A 14,970-nucleotide genomic window follows, 5' to 3' on the forward strand; every position below is an offset into this window, starting at 1 on the left:
CGACGGTTTCTCGTGCCCATGCTCAGCGTTACACACACCTCCTGTGGGAGTGAGCTTGCTCACGAAAAGGCCGGTACAGCCCCCCGAGACAGGTCGCTTGAACCATTGCCTTCGTGAGCAAGCTCACTCCCACAAAGGGCTGTGTCCATACTGATGCCGTGGTTTCATGCCCCTTGCGAGTGGTGACGCGTGTAGAAGCGCATCGCGACGGTTTCTCGCCCATGCTCAGCGTTACACACACCTCCTGTGGGAGTGAGCTTGCTCACGAAAAGGCCGGTACAGCCCCCCGAGACAGGTCGCTTGAACCATTGCCTTCGTGAGCAAGCTCACTCCCACAAGGGGCTGTGTCCATACTGATGCTGTGGTTTCATCCCCCTTTTTTTCGGGCTCAGTGATGTAGGACGCGGAGCGCCGCACGATAGCTGCTTCTGGCTGTGGCTCGCTCAGCGCACTTGCCAGCCCCCGCCCAGCGCTTTGTACAGCGCAATACTGGCCTGAACCCGCGCCAGCCGTAACTGAACACTCACATCCTGCGCCAGGTACAGCGTGCGCTGGGTCTCCAGCACGGTCAGCAAATCCTCGGCCCCGGCTTCGTAACGGCTCTGCGCGATGCGGAAGGCGGTCTGCGCCTGTTCAAGCTCTTCTTCGTGCCAGTAGCGCTGCTCGTCCAGGCCGCGGATGCTGTTCAGGGCTTTTTCCACGTCGGCGAAGCTGTTGATGATCGCGCCGCGATAGGTCTCCAGCAGTTCTTCCTGGCGCGCTGTGGCCTTGTCGCGTTCGGCGCTCAGGCGGCCATTATTGAAGATCGGACCTACCAGGCCGGCGGTCAGGCTGCTGAAGGGCGCGCGCAGCCAGTCTTCGGCGCGGGTGGCTTCGGTGCCCAGCCGGGCGCTGAGGGTCAGTTTCGGCAGCATCGCCGCACGGGCCACGGTAACGTTGGCCTGCGCGGCCGCCAGTTCGGCTTCGGCTTTGGCCAGATCAGGGCGGCGGGTCAACAGGTCGCTGGGCACGCCGGCGCGGATGTCCGGCCAGCTCAGTGTGTCGAAAGCCTGATCGTCCAGCCTGACGTTCTGCATCGGCTGGCCGAGTAGCGCCGCGAGGGTGATCAATTGTTCGTTGGCCAGTTGCTGAATGCGCGGCAGTTCGCGCTGCTGGGTGGCGACCAGGTTTTTCTGCTGCGCCAGTTCCAGCGCAGTGGCCGAACCCGAGTCATAACGGGTCTGCACCAGCTTCAAAACGCTCTGCGCATTGGCCAGGTTCAGCCCGGCAATCCGGCCTTGTTCGCGGGCTGCCAGGGTTTGCGCGTAGCGGTCGGCGACGTTGCTGAGCAAGGTCAGTTCCACGGTCGCCTGATCGAACTCGCTGGCGCGCAGACCTTGAACTGCGCTGTCGCGTGTTGCAGCGATGCCTCCCCAGAAGTCCACCTCGTAACTGGCGGTCAGGCCGCTGGTGAAATTGTTGGTGTTGTTGTCATCTGACGGGTTGGCCTTGCGGTCGCTGTTGCGCACGAATGTGTTGCGTTGACCGCGCAGGTCGAACGCCAGCTCCGGCAGCAACGGCGCACCGCCGATGATGGCAGTGGCCTGTGCCTGACGCACCCGTGCCATCGCCGCAGCCACTTCATGGCTGTCGCGGCTGGCTTGAGCGATCAAGCGGTTCAATTCCGGGCTGCCGAAGCGTTGCCACCATTGAGCGTCGCTGCGCTGGCTGGCAGCTCGCTCGGCAAACGCCCAGCTCGCGGGTGGCTGGATGCCGCTGTCCAGACGCGGAGCCGGCGCGTTGCAAGCGCTCAGCAGCAGGCAAACGGTCAGCAGGGAAAGGCATGGCTTCATCGAAGGGTCATTCACTGGTAAGGGCCGTCACCGGGTCGAGCCGTGCGGCTTTGCGGGCCGGCATGAAGCCGAAGATCACGCCGGTGACCAAGGCGCAGGCAAAGGCACCGATCACCGCAGGCAGGGTGAAGGCCACCGCCACGTTGCTCAGCAGCAATGCCACGCCCATTCCCAGCGCCAGCACGATACCGGCCAGCCCGCCGACCACCGAGAGCATCACCGCTTCGGTGAGGAACTGGCGCAGAATGTCGCGCTGCCGCGCCCCGGTGGCCATGCGGATGCCGATCTCGCGAGTGCGCTCACGCACCGTCATCAGCATGATGTTCATGACCCCGATGCCGCCGACCAGCAGCGAGATGGCGGCAATCGAGCCGAGCATCATCGACAGGGTGTTCTGGGTGCGTGCCTCGGCCTGGATCATCGCGGCGTTGTTGGTCAGCTCGTAATCCTGTTTGCCGTTGTGCAGGCGCTGCAGCAGGCAGCGGATCGCTGCTTCGGCTTGCTTGACGTTGTTGGCGTCGCGGGTGGCGATGGTGATGTACTCCGGGTCTTGCGAGCCGAACAGCCGGATGCTGGCCGAGGAGTAGGGAATGGCGATGCGGTTGTCGCTGTCCAGGTCGCCCGAGGTCGCGCCTTTTTCCTGAAGTACGCCGACCACTTGAAAGGGGACGTTCTCGATCAGGATGTATTGGCCAATAGGGTCGATGCGCTCGCCGAACAGCTTTTGCCGGACTTTATGACCAATCACGGCCACGGCGGCTGCGCTCTGTTCATCGGCCTCACTGAAGTAACTGCCTTCCACCACCGGCCAGTTGAAGATCGCCGGAAAGTGCGTGTCGTTGCCGCCGACGTAACTGGAGTGGTCGACATTGCCGTAGCGCACACCGGCCTGTCCGCCATTCACCGGCATGATTATTTTGACTTCGGGCAGGTCGCCCAGCGCCGCGACTTCTTCCAGTGTGATGACGCCTTTCGGCGCGCGCGGGTTGGGGGCCTTGCCGTTCAGGTAGATGATGTTGGAGCCGAATGAGGACATCTGCGCCATGACCTGGCGCTTGCTGCCTTCACCGACAGCGAGCATGACCACCACTGACGCGACGCCGATGACGATGCCCAGCAAGGTCAGCGCGGTGCGGAAGCGGTTGATCCACATGACGCGCCACGCCGCCTGAACCGCGTCGAACAATTCGCCTTTCCAGGCCCCGTGACTGGCGCTGCCTTCGCTCAAACGCTTGCGCAGATCGACGGCCTGCAGTGCAGCCGGGTTCGCAGAGCGCTGCACATCGGAAACCTCCCTAGCGGTGTCGCTGATCACCAGACCGTCACTGATTTCGATGACCCTGTTGGCCCGTGCAGCGACTTCCCGGTCGTGGGTGATCAGAATCACCACATGCCCTTGGCTGGCCAGTTCGTCCAGCAGGGCCATGACTTCGGCACCGCTGTGGCTGTCCAGCGCGCCGGTGGGTTCGTCGGCAAGAATGATGTGCCCGCCATTCATCAGTGCGCGAGCGATGGACACCCGTTGCTGCTGGCCGCCGGACAGTTGATGCGGGCGATTGCCGGTGCGAGAGGCCAGGCCCAGACGGTCGAGCAGGGCAGCGGCCCGGGCGTGGCGCTCTGCGGCGGCTGTTCCGGCGTAGATGGCCGGCATCTCGACGTTTTCCTGCGCCGAACCGGACGGGATCAGGTGGTAGCCCTGAAACACGAAGCCGAATGCCTCGCGCCGCAGCCAGGCCAGTTCGTCGCTGCCCAGCTCGGCAACGTTTTCCCCGGCAAACAGGTATTCACCCGACGTGGGGCGATCCAGACAGCCAAGGATGTTCATCAGCGTCGATTTGCCGGAGCCGGAGGCGCCGACAATCGCCACGAACTCGCCGGCATGAATCGACAGGTCGATGCCGCGCAGCACGTTGACCTGCGGGCTGTCGCCACCGCCGTAGGTTTTGCGGATGCCCCGCAGGTCGATCAGCGGCGTGCGCATTCAGCCTCCGCTCCCGGCGGGAGCGTTTATCAGCAGGCGATCACCTTCATTCAGACCGTCGATAATCTGCACCCGCAGACGGTCGCTGATCCCGGTGCGTACCTGACGCCGTTGCACCTCGCCATCGGCGGCCAGCACCTGCACGGTCTGAATACCGGCTTGCGCGCCATTTTGCAGGGCCGCGAGCGGGGCGGTGAGGGTGTTCTCGGCTTTGCCCGCGACGAAGAAGATCTGTGCGGTCATTTCTGCCATCAGTGCCTGATCGCTGTTGTCGACGTCCAGCAGCACGGTGTAGAGCACCACCCGGCCACCGCCGCTCTTGCGCGAACTGCTCGGGCTGCCACCGCCCTGATTGGCCTGATCCAGCGGCCTGGGCGGGACTGGCAGAATCTGCCTGACGGTGCTGCTCCAGCGCCGATGACCACCGCTCAGGGTAGTGAAATAGGCGGTCATGCCCGGTTTGACATGGCCGATGTCAGCCTCCGAGACTTCGGCCCAGACGGTCATGGGAGATAACCGGGCAATACGCAGAATCAGTGGCGTCTGTTGTTGTGCGTTGAGGGTCTGGCCTTCACGGGCATCCAGCGCGACCACGGTGCCGCTCATGGGCGCGTAAATGCGTGTGTAACCCAGCGCCGCTTCGTCACTGCGCAGTGCGGCCTGGGCTTCGAGGATCTGTGCCTTGAACATGTCGACCCTGGCCTGCGTGGCACGAAATTCGGATTGCGCCGCCTGCACGTCTTCGGCGCGTGTGGCACCGCCCGCTGCCAGGTTCTTCTGGCGTTGTTGTTTCTGCTCGGCCAGCTCGTGCAGCGCACGCTGCTCCTGAAGCTGGGCCTTGAGGTTATCGATGGCGTAGCGCGCGGCATCGAGTTTGGCTTTTTGCGTCGAAGGGTCGATTTCCACCAGCAAATCGCCTTCCTTGACCTGATCACCCACCTGCGCGTGGATCTTCATGATCTGCCCGCTGGCTTGCGAGCCGACGTCCACGTAGCTGCGCGGTTGCAGGGTGCCCAACGCGGTCACGCTGTTTTCGAGGGTGCCGCGCGTCACCGTCACGGTCGACGCAGTGCCCTCGCCGCCGGGCAGGATCTGCCAGGCACACACAGCAATGACCGGGAACAGGCACAGCGCCACCAGAAGGGCGCGTCGAGGATGTCGAGAGCGTTTCATGCAGATTCCTGCGCTGGGAGATCAGCCGGTCGACGAGCAACGGCTGTAGAGCTGCTCTTTAATCAGAGCTGCCCTTTAAACGAGGCATGGAGGCAGGAATTTAGCGCCGCGCACCGGTTGTACGATTCAGCTAAAAATCCGCCTCCGTACTTCGTTTAACGGGAGCGGCTAATTCGGGTCGTCTTGTCGAGTTGGAGTCAGCGTGATTATGTCCAGAGCACTGCCCGGTTTTGTGTTTGCAGGCCTTTCGTGCGCAGTGGTTTTACCTGCGCAGGCACTGGTTGCCCCTGAACAGCAGGCCTCCTTGCATCAGGCGGCAAAGGCCGAGATCCGGCGCACCGGTTTTGGCGTGCCGCACATCGTCGCGGATGACGAGCGAGGTCTGGGGTTCGGTATCGGTTACGCTTACGCGCAGGACAACCTGTGCCTGCTGGCCAATGAGGTTGTCACCGTCAACGGCGAACGCTCGCGCTATTTCGGGCCGGACAAGGCGACCCTTGAGCAGCGCAGCAACATGGCCAGCGACCTGCTGTTCAAATGGCTCAATACCCCGCAGGCGCTGGCGGACTTCTGGAAGGCTCAGCCTCTTGAAATTCGCCAGTTGATGCAAGGCTATGTCGCCGGTTACAACCGCTCTCTGGATGAGCAGAAGGGCAAAGGCCTGCCGCAACCGTGCGCGGCCGAATGGGTGCGTCCGATCAGCACTGATGATCTGGTGCGCCTGACACGTCGTCTGTTGGTCGAAGGCGGAGTAGGGCAGTTCACTGAAGCGTTGGCCGGTGCCCGGCCACCTTCTGCGCAAAAGCCATTGCAGGTTGATAGCCAGCAGGTTCAAGCGCTGCAACTGGCCGCCGCCCGCAACGAGCGCTTTGCCCTGGAGCGTGGCAGCAATGCGGTGGCAGTCGGTCGTGATCTGTCCGCCAACGGGCGAGGCCTGTTGCTGGCCAACCCGCACTTTCCGTGGGGCGGCGGCATGCGTTTCTATCAGATGCACCTGACCATTCCCGGCAAGCTGGACGTGATGGGCGCCGCATTGCCGGGTTTGCCGTTGATCAACATCGGTTTCAATCGGCACCTGGCCTGGAGCCACACTGTCGACACGTCGAAACACTTCACGCTGCACCGCTTGCAGCTTGATCCGAAAGACCCGACCCGCTACTTGCTGGATGGCAAGTCCATCGCAATGGACAAGCAGCAGGTGAACGTCGAGGTGAGGCAGCCCGACGGCAGCTTCAAGGCGGTGCCGCGCATCCTGTATTCGTCGACGTTTGGCCCAGTGGTGCAGTGGCCGGGCAAGCTGGACTGGGATGCAAAGTTTGCCTTCAGCCTGCGCGACGCCAACCTGGAAAACGACCGGGTGTTGCAGCAATGGTATGCAATGGACAAGGCCGACAGCCTCAAGGCGTTTCAGGCGTCGGTGCATAAAATTCAGGGCATTCCGTGGGTCAACACCCTGGCGGTCGATGCCAAGGGGCAGGCGTTGTACATGAACCTGTCGGTAGTGCCGAATGTTGACGCGGCCAAGCTCGCCAAGTGCAGCGACCCGCGCATCGGCACCGAACTGATCGTGCTCGACGGTTCGCGCAGCGCGTGCAACTGGAGCGTGTCTCCCGAGGCGGCGCAAGCGGGCATTTATCCGTCGTCGCGCCAGCCGCAGCTGTTGCGGACTGATTTCGTGCAGCATTCCAACGACTCGGCCTGGATGGTCAATCCGGCCGCGCCGTTAAAAGACTTTTCACCCTTGATCAGCCAGGACGGTCAGCCGCTGGGGCAGCGTGCGCGTTTTGCGCTGGATCGGCTGAGCAGCCTGGAGAAGGCAGGCAAGGTCAGCGCCGAGCACCTGCAAGCGATGGTCATGGACAACGAGGTGTATCAGGCCGGGCAAGTTTTGCCGGATCTGCTGAAATTCTGCGCCTCGGAGCTGGGGGGCGATGCGGCGCGTCTGGCACCGTTGTGTACCGCGCTGAACGCCTGGGACGGACGCGCTGACCTCAACAGTGGTATCGGTTTCGTGTATTTCCAGCGGATCGTGACCGCTATGCAGGCGGTCGCCTCGCGCTGGCGTGTGGTGTTCGACCCGCTAGACCCGGTTCATACACCCAGCGGGCTGGCGATTGAAAACCCGCAGGTTGCCACGGCCTTGCGCGCCGCCATGCTTGCGGCGGTGGATGAGGTGGCCAAGGCCGGTTTCTCCGCTGAGACCCGATGGGGCGACATTCAGGTCTCCAGCATCAGCGGCCAACCGATTTCGATCCACGGCGGCCCGGCCGAGCTGGGCATCTACAACGCGATGCAGACCGTTGCAGGCAAGGACGGCAAGCGCGAAGTGGTCAGTGGCACCAGCTACCTGCAAGTGGTGACGTTTGATGATCAGGGTCCCAAGGCGCAGGGTTTGCTGGCGTTTTCCGAGTCGAGCAACCCACAGTCCGCCCATTCAAGGGACCAGACCGAAGCGTTTTCGAAAAAGCAATGGGCCACGCTGCCGTTCACAGAGCAGCAAATCAAGGCTGATCCGGCGTATCAGGTGCAGGTGATCAAGGAATAGGGGGATCAGCAGGCATTTGGAGAAAGCGTTTGGGCCATACGGCCCAAATGCGCCTTTCTGTTAGTTCATTCAGCCCGCGTTGGTGTCGATATCAGCGTCGGTGCCCTGGGTGGGCTGATGATTGCGCTGGTCTTCCTTTTTTTCCTGAGGCTCGTAGTCAGGCACGTAGGCGCTGCCGTTGGACTGCTGGCTCTGGTTCTGGCCTTGGGACTGGCTTTGGCTAGGGGCAGGGGTCTGACCTTGCGTCTGGCCGTCACCTTTTTCAGTCTCCGGCTCTACGTCCGAAACCTGCGGCTCGATGGCCGGATCGTTGCGGTCCGGACCTGGCGCGGCAGGCGCGTCCTGATTAGGCGTCGGTTCTTTCTGGCGTTGCGGTTCGATGGACATGACTACCTCGATAGCTGATTCAGAAAAGGGTCTGACAGGGTTTCGAGGGGTGACACTGTGGATCGTTCGATTCAGTTGCTGAGCGGTGGTGAGGGTGAGTCTGTTGGAGACGCGATGTTCGCGAAGGGGCCGTACAGTCCATGAAGATGCATCGACTGGAACACCGTCTTCGCGAACAAGTTCGCTCCTACAACTACAGCTATGCGGTGAGAAGTTAGAGCACCTTCTTGATCGCGTCACACACTGCATCAATGTTTTTCTGATTCAGCGCCGCCACGCAGATACGTCCGGTATCGAGGGCGTAGATGCCGAATTCGCTGCGCAGGCGCTGGGCCTGTGCGGCGGTCAGGCCGGAGTAGGAGAACATACCGCACTGACGGCCGACAAAGCTGAAGTCCTGACCGGCCGGGTTATCAGCCAGGCGTTCGACCATCGCCTGACGCATGCCCTGAATGCGCACGCGCATTTCGCCCAGTTCTTCTTCCCACAGAGTGCGCAGTGCCGGGTCGTTGAGGACGGCGGCGGAAATGATCGCGCCGTGGGTGGGCGGGTTGGAGTAGTTGGTGCGGATCACGCGCTTGACCTGCGACAGGACGCGGGCGGTTTCTTCCTTCGATTCGGTGATGATCGACAGCGCACCGACGCGCTCGCCATACAACGACAGCGATTTGGAGAACGAGCTGGAGGCGAAGAAGGTCAGGCCCGACTCGGCGAACAGGCGCACCGCGAGGGCGTCTTCCTGAATGCCTTGGCCGAAGCCTTGATAAGCCATGTCCAGAAACGGCACGTGACCTTTGGCCTTGACCACTTCCAGCACCTTTTTCCAATCGTCCAGGCTCAGGTCGACGCCGGTCGGGTTATGGCAGCAGGCGTGCAGGACGACCACCGAGTGGTTCGGCAGGTTCTGCAGGTCTTCGAGCATGCCGGCGCGGTTCACATCGTGCGTCGCGGCGTCGTAGTAGCGATAATTCTGCACCGGGAAACCGGCGGTTTCGAACAGCGCGCGGTGGTTTTCCCAGCTGGGGTCGCTGATGGCCACAACGGCGTTGGGCAGCAGTTGCTTGAGGAAGTCGGCACCGATCTTCAAGGCGCCTGTGCCGCCGACCGATTGAGTGGTCAGTACGCGGCCCGACGCGATCAGCGGCGAGTCAGCGCCCAGCAGCAGCTTCTGCACGGCCTGGTCGTAGGCGGCAATGCCGTCGATTGGCAGGTAGCCGCGCGGTGCATGTTGGGCCACGCGGATTTTTTCGGCTTCAGCCACGGCACGCAGCAGGGGAATGCGCCCGTCTTCATCACAGTAGACGCCCACGCCAAGGTTGACCTTGGTGGTGCGGGTGTCGGCGTTGAATGCTTCGTTGATACCCAGGATCGGATCGCGGGGTGCCATTTCGACAGCGGAGAACAGGCTCATTGTGCGGCGGCTCTTGATGAAGAGTGGGAGGGAAATGCCCCGCTGCGGCTGAATGCGCCAAAGCGGTGCAAAAACAGGGCTAGTATAGAGAGCATCCTTTCGACGGGCGACAGGGCGGGGCGGGTTTTTTCGAGGTTTTTGCGCATATTTGTAGAACGTTCGTTCCGTTAAAACCTCAATGCTTTAAGTGGATGCCTTGAAAGGCCGATATATGACTCCATCTATGAGTCATCACTTCAAAACATCGCACGTCTGCTCCTTGGCGGGGGCTGTCGTCGGCGGTGCTTTCGCCATTGCGCCAGGCAGGCAGGGGCGAACCCTTTACGCGGTGACGTCGCACGCGGATTCATGCAGGCGACGCACACGCGAATCAATCAAGAGGTAGGTTATGTCCGAGTTCCAGCTCGTCACCCGTTTTGAGCCAGCCGGCGATCAGCCCGAGGCCATTCGCCAACTGGTCGAAGGGATCGACGCCGGGCTCGCGCACCAGACCTTGCTGGGGGTGACCGGCTCGGGCAAGACGTTCAGCATTGCCAACGTCATTTCCCAGATCAAGCGTCCGACGCTGGTGCTGGCGCCGAACAAGACCCTGGCGGCGCAGTTGTACGGCGAATTCAAGGCGTTCTTCCCGAACAACGCCGTGGAATACTTCGTTTCCTACTACGACTACTATCAGCCTGAAGCCTACGTGCCGTCGTCGGACACCTTCATCGAGAAGGACGCGTCGATCAACGACCACATCGAGCAGATGCGTCTGTCTGCGACCAAGGCATTGCTGGAGCGCAAGGACGCGATCATCGTCACCACGGTGTCGTGCATTTATGGCCTGGGCAGCCCGGAAACCTATCTGCGCATGGTGCTGCACGTCGATCGTGGCGACAAGCTTGACCAGCGCGCCTTGCTGCGGCGTCTGGCCGACCTGCAATACACCCGCAATGACATGGACTTTGCCCGCGCGACCTTCCGGGTGCGTGGCGATGTGATTGACATCTACCCGGCCGAATCCGATCTGGAAGCGATCCGTATCGAACTGTTCGATGATGAAGTCGAAAGCCTGTCGGCGTTCGACCCGTTGACTGGCGAAGTGATTCGCAAGCTGCCGCGCTTTACCTTCTACCCCAAGAGCCACTACGTCACGCCGCGCGAGACGCTGGTCGAGGCGATGGAAAACATCAAGGTCGAGCTGCAGGAGCGTCTGGAGTACCTGCGCAGCCAGAACAAGCTGGTGGAAGCGCAGCGTCTTGAGCAGCGCACCCGTTTCGACCTGGAAATGATGCTGGAGCTGGGTTACTGCAACGGCATCGAAAACTACTCGCGCTACCTGTCGGGCCGTCCGTCCGGTGCGCCGCCGCCGACCTTGTTCGACTACCTGCCAGCCGACGCCTTGCTGGTGATCGACGAGTCCCACGTCAGCGTGCCGCAGGTCGGCGCGATGTACAAAGGCGACCGCTCCCGCAAGGAAACCCTGGTCGAGTACGGGTTTCGGCTGCCGTCGGCGCTGGATAACCGGCCCATGCGCTTTGACGAGTGGGAAGCGATCAGCCCGCAGACCATTTTTGTCTCGGCAACGCCGGGCAATTACGAGGCGGAACACGCCGGTCGGGTTGTTGAGCAGGTGGTGCGGCCAACCGGTCTGGTGGACCCGCAGATCGAAATCCGTCCGGCGCTGACTCAGGTCGACGACCTGCTGTCGGAAATCCACAAACGTGCGGCGCTGGAAGAACGGGTACTGGTCACTACGTTGACCAAGCGCATGTCCGAAGACTTGACCGATTACCTGAGCGACCACGGCGTGCGGGTGCGTTACCTGCACTCGGACATCGACACGGTAGAGCGGGTGGAGATCATTCGCGACCTGCGTCTGGGTACGTTTGACGTGCTGGTCGGCATCAACTTGCTGCGTGAAGGCCTGGACATGCCGGAAGTGTCGCTGGTGGCGATTCTCGACGCGGATAAGGAAGGCTTTCTGCGATCTGACCGCTCGCTGATCCAGACCATCGGCCGGGCGGCGCGTAACCTCAACGGTCGGGCGATTCTGTACGCCGACCGCATCACCGGTTCGATGGAGCGCGCCATCGGCGAAACCGAGCGGCGTCGCGAGAAGCAGCTTGCGTTCAACCTGGAACATGGCATCACGCCTAAAGGGGTCTTCAAGGACGTCGCCGACATCATGGAAGGCGCCACCGTACCGGGTTCTCGCAGCAAAAAGCGCAAGGGCATGGCCAAGGCCGCCGAAGAAAACGCCCGCTACGAAAACGAACTGCGTTCGCCGAGCGAAATCAACAAGCGCATTCGCCAACTGGAAGAAAAAATGTACCAACTGGCCCGCGATCTGGAATTCGAAGCCGCTGCACAGATGCGCGACGAAATCGGCAAACTGCGTGAACGGTTGCTGGCGGTTTGATCCGCTGGTGATTATCAGGCCGAGTGCTCTGTGGTTTTGCTGCCGGTTCCCGGCAGTTCGCGGACAAGTCCGCTCCCACAGATTCCGTTTTACTGCTGGTTCCCTGCAGTTCGCGGACACCTGTGGGAGATCGCGGACACTGTGGGGGTGGACTTGTCCACGAAGACGTTCTAAATATGCAATGGTTTTGCTGCTGGTTCCCTGCAGTTCGCGGACACTGTGGGAGATCGCGGACACTGTGGGAGTGGACTTGTCCACGAAGACGTTCTAAATATGCAATGGTTTTGCTGCCGGTTCCCGGCAGTTCGCGGACAAGCGAAGACGTTCTATGGAAACGATCACATCACCCGCGCTGGAGCCGCAGGCCCCCGGCCTGTTAACATTCCGCGCTTGATCGACCTACTCCGGGATTTTCCATGACCACCGTTCGTACCCGCATCGCGCCATCGCCCACGGGTGACCCTCACGTCGGCACGGCCTACATCGCGCTGTTCAACTATTGCTTTGCCAAACAGCACGGCGGCGAGTTCATTCTGCGCATTGAAGACACCGATCAGTTGCGCTCGACCCGCGAGTCCGAACAGCAGATCTTCGACGCACTCCGCTGGCTGGGCATCGAATGGAGCGAAGGCCCGGATGTAGGCGGTCCGCACGGTCCGTACCGGCAGAGCGAGCGGGGCGATATCTACCAGAAATACGCGCAGCAACTGGTCGAACTGGGCCATGCTTTCCCGTGCTTCTGCACCGCCGAAGAACTCGACGCGATGCGCGCCGAGCAACAGGCCAAAGGCGAAACCCCGCGTTACGACGGCCGGGCGTTGCTGCTTTCGAAAGAAGAGGTCCAGCGCCGTCTGGACGCTGGCGAGCCGCACGTGATCCGCATGAAAGTGCCGACCGAAGGTGTCTGCGTGGTGCCGGACATGCTGCGTGGCGAAGTCGAAATCCCATGGGACCGCATGGACATGCAGGTCCTGATGAAAACCGACGGGCTGCCGACCTATTTCCTGGCCAACGTGGTCGATGATCACCTGATGGGCATCACTCACGTACTGCGGGGCGAAGAATGGCTGCCCTCGGCACCGAAACTGATCCTGCTTTACGAATACTTCGGCTGGGACAAGCCGCAGCTGTGCTACATGCCGCTGCTGCGTAACCCGGACAAGAGCAAGCTGTCCAAGCGCAAGAACCCGACCTCGGTGACCTTCTACGAGCGCATGGGCTTCATGCCTGAAGCGATGCTCAACTACCTGGGCCGCATGGGCTGGTCGATGCCGGACGAGCGCGAGAAGTTCTCGCTGCAGGAAATGGTCGACAACTTCGACCTGTCCCGCGTCTCGCTGGGCGGGCCGATCTTCGACATCGAGAAACTGTCCTGGCTCAATGGTCAGTGGTTGCGTGATCTGCCGGTCGAGGAATTTGCCAGCCGGTTGAAAACGTGGGCACTGAACCCCGACTACATGATGAAGATCGCACCGCACGTGCAGGGCAGGGTAGAGACCTTCAGTCAGGTCGCGCCGCTGGCAGGCTTCTTCTTCGCAGGCGGCGTCACGCCGGACGTGAAGCTGTTCGAGCACAAGAAGCTGTCGCCGGAGCAGGTTCGCCAGGTCATGCAGTTGATCCTGTGGAAACTGGAATCGCTGCGTCAGTGGGAGAAAGAGCGGATCATGGGCTGCATTCAGGCTGTGGTCGAGCATCTGGAACTCAAGCTGCGGGATGCGATGCCGTTAATGTTCGCGGCGATTACCGGTCAGGCCAATTCGGTGTCGGTCACCGATGCGATGGAAATCCTCGGGCCTGACCTGACTCGTTTCCGCCTGCGCCAGGCCCTCGATTTGCTGGGCGGCGTCTCGAAGAAAGAAAACAAGGAATGGGAAAAGCTTCTGGGTGCTATCGCCTGAGGCCGTCCCGCAAGCATGAGTCGCCCCCGGTTTTCCGGGGGTTGAAAGGTAAGTGGTTGTATTACCGACAAAAAACTTTGGAAGTTGTTAAAAATAAATTTGACACCCCTGCGACTCACGCTTAATATGCGCCCCGTCCACTGATGTGGGGCTTTAGCTCAGCTGGGAGAGCGCCTGCATGGCATGCAGGAGGTCAGCGGTTCGATCCCGCTAAGCTCCACCAAATTCAGCGTTTCAGAACACAGCTACACTGTTCTGAAGCGATGCGAGAAAACCGGATCCAGCGACCGGTTATCCGCAGAAGAAGGTTGTGTCCCCTTCGTCTAGTGGCCTAGGACACCGCCCTTTCACGGCGGTAACAGGGGTTCGAGTCCCCTAGGGGACGCCAGTTTCACCGAGTGATACTTGAACGTTGAACTCCGCCGCGAGGCGATAAATCCGGGGCTTTAGCTCAGCTGGGAGAGCGCCTGCATGGCATGCAGGAGGTCAGCGGTTCGATCCCGCTAAGCTCCACCAATTTGCCAGGGCTCACCAAACGGTGATCCTGACTGAAGGTTTGCGTCCCCTTCGTCTAGTGGCCTAGGACACCGCCCTTTCACGGCGGTAACAGGGGTTCGAGTCCCCTAGGGGACGCCACGATTTCCCGCTCTGCGGGACCAAGGGTCATTCGATTATTGAATGGCCCTTTTGTTTTTTCAGGATTTGAAAATCCTTCCTTTCTGACTTTATCTTTACCGTCATACGCAAAACCCACCCACTCTCGTGCAATGCTCCGCATTGACATGCCTTCCTCTTGATCACTGCCCATAAAAGAAAGCGCTTTTTATCGCGATGGCACATACGACGCAGAGTGCGACGTAAGTGACAGGGCGAAGGAACCCGACGAAGTCGGGCCGGAAACGGAGCTTGGGGCTTGGTTACTTTGGCCCCATCAAAGTAACTCGCCGAGGGGCGAAAAGGTGCCTTGAGCCGTAAACACATCCAACTGACACCGCAGCACCGCCGTGTGACGCAGAGCGTCACGAACTGCATGCCGACGCAGAGCGTCGGCACGATAGTCAGGAGTTGCGAAAAGGTGACCTGAGTCGAACCTCAATCCACCTGAAGTCGCAGCACCGCCGTGTGACGCAGAGCGTCACGAACTGCATGCCGACGCGGAGCGTCGGCACGATGGTCAGGGGTGTGAAAAGGTGCCTTAATTCAGAAACATCTACAAAGAAAGCGCTTTTTATCGCGATGGTACTGACGACGCAGAGTGCGACGTCAGTGACGGCTGAGTCCTGACGCTGATCCGGGGGTAGCCTGGCAGGACGCCAGGCTAGCCGCACCGGGCCATGGA

Annotated in this window: 8 protein-coding genes and 4 tRNA genes; 7 read left to right on the forward strand and 5 right to left on the reverse strand. The window is 61.1% G+C overall.

The genetic code is table 11. The features are described from left to right. Positions 1 to 443: 443 nt before the first annotated feature. Genes BW686_RS25615 through BW686_RS25625 form a run of 3 tightly spaced genes read right to left on the reverse strand, consistent with a single transcriptional unit; the run spans position 444 to position 4,986 of the window. Positions 444 to 1,832: an efflux transporter outer membrane subunit gene (locus BW686_RS25615; protein WP_084920933.1), complete on the reverse strand. Its 1,389-nt coding sequence runs from the start codon at positions 1,830 to 1,832 to the stop codon at positions 444 to 446. Between the two features lie 7 nt (positions 1,833 to 1,839). Beyond that, positions 1,840 to 3,813 (reverse strand): MacB family efflux pump subunit, encoded by a 1,974-nt coding sequence (locus tag BW686_RS25620; RefSeq protein ID WP_084920936.1) that lies wholly within the window; start codon positions 3,811 to 3,813, stop codon positions 1,840 to 1,842. After that, entirely contained in the window at positions 3,814 to 4,986 is a 1,173-nt protein-coding gene (locus BW686_RS25625; RefSeq protein ID WP_084920939.1) for an efflux RND transporter periplasmic adaptor subunit, read from the reverse strand. A gap of 208 nt (positions 4,987 to 5,194) precedes the next feature. On the opposite strand from BW686_RS25625, the gene pvdQ reads away from it, so the two are divergent. After that, positions 5,195 to 7,531, forward strand: coding sequence for a bifunctional acylase PvdQ (gene pvdQ, locus BW686_RS25630; protein ID WP_084920942.1), 2,337 nt, complete (start codon positions 5,195 to 5,197; stop codon positions 7,529 to 7,531). A 69-nt stretch (positions 7,532 to 7,600) separates the two neighbouring features. Here the strand turns inward: pvdQ and BW686_RS25635 are convergent, their stop codons facing one another. Next, a complete protein-coding gene (locus BW686_RS25635; RefSeq protein ID WP_084920945.1) occupies positions 7,601 to 7,918 on the reverse strand; it encodes a hypothetical protein in 318 nt (105 codons plus the stop codon). A 214-nt stretch (positions 7,919 to 8,132) separates the two neighbouring features. Beyond that, positions 8,133 to 9,329: an amino acid aminotransferase gene (locus BW686_RS25640; RefSeq protein ID WP_084920947.1), complete on the reverse strand. Its 1,197-nt coding sequence runs from the start codon at positions 9,327 to 9,329 to the stop codon at positions 8,133 to 8,135. Between the two features lie 388 nt (positions 9,330 to 9,717). On the opposite strand from BW686_RS25640, the gene uvrB reads away from it, so the two are divergent. The 6 genes from uvrB to BW686_RS25670 all read left to right on the forward strand — a co-directional run bounded on the left by uvrB (position 9,718) and on the right by BW686_RS25670 (position 14,267). Then, positions 9,718 to 11,733: an excinuclease ABC subunit UvrB gene (gene uvrB, locus BW686_RS25645; RefSeq protein WP_084920949.1), complete on the forward strand. Its 2,016-nt coding sequence runs from the start codon at positions 9,718 to 9,720 to the stop codon at positions 11,731 to 11,733. A 416-nt stretch (positions 11,734 to 12,149) separates the two neighbouring features. Further along, positions 12,150 to 13,631, forward strand: coding sequence for a glutamate--tRNA ligase (gene gltX / locus BW686_RS25650; protein WP_084920953.1), 1,482 nt, complete (start codon positions 12,150 to 12,152; stop codon positions 13,629 to 13,631). 147 nt (positions 13,632 to 13,778) lie between these two features. Next, positions 13,779 to 13,854 (forward strand) — tRNA-Ala (locus BW686_RS25655). Between the two features lie 89 nt (positions 13,855 to 13,943). Further along, positions 13,944 to 14,019: transfer RNA gene (locus BW686_RS25660), tRNA-Glu, on the forward strand. A 52-nt stretch (positions 14,020 to 14,071) separates the two neighbouring features. Next, a tRNA-Ala gene (locus BW686_RS25665) sits at positions 14,072 to 14,147 on the forward strand. Between the two features lie 44 nt (positions 14,148 to 14,191). Continuing rightward, a tRNA-Glu gene (locus tag BW686_RS25670) sits at positions 14,192 to 14,267 on the forward strand. The last annotated feature ends 703 nt before the right edge of the window (positions 14,268 to 14,970 follow it).

The sequence above is a fragment of the Pseudomonas syringae genome, from assembly GCF_002157375.1.
Taxonomy (GTDB): Bacteria; Pseudomonadota; Gammaproteobacteria; order Pseudomonadales; family Pseudomonadaceae; genus Aquipseudomonas; species Aquipseudomonas syringae_T.

Coding starts and splice junctions, on each gene's coding strand:
- BW686_RS25615 (WP_084920933.1), bottom strand. CDS start 1,832: ATGAAGCCATGCCTTTCCCTGCTGACCGTTTGCCTGCTGCTGAGCGCT.
- BW686_RS25620 (WP_084920936.1), bottom strand. CDS start 3,813: ATGCGCACGCCGCTGATCGACCTGCGGGGCATCCGCAAAACCTACGGC.
- BW686_RS25625 (WP_084920939.1), bottom strand. CDS start 4,986: ATGAAACGCTCTCGACATCCTCGACGCGCCCTTCTGGTGGCGCTGTGC.
- pvdQ (WP_084920942.1), top strand. CDS start 5,195: ATGTCCAGAGCACTGCCCGGTTTTGTGTTTGCAGGCCTTTCGTGCGCA.
- BW686_RS25635 (WP_084920945.1), bottom strand. CDS start 7,918: ATGTCCATCGAACCGCAACGCCAGAAAGAACCGACGCCTAATCAGGAC.
- BW686_RS25640 (WP_084920947.1), bottom strand. CDS start 9,329: ATGAGCCTGTTCTCCGCTGTCGAAATGGCACCCCGCGATCCGATCCTG.
- uvrB (WP_084920949.1), top strand. CDS start 9,718: ATGTCCGAGTTCCAGCTCGTCACCCGTTTTGAGCCAGCCGGCGATCAG.
- gltX (WP_084920953.1), top strand. CDS start 12,150: ATGACCACCGTTCGTACCCGCATCGCGCCATCGCCCACGGGTGACCCT.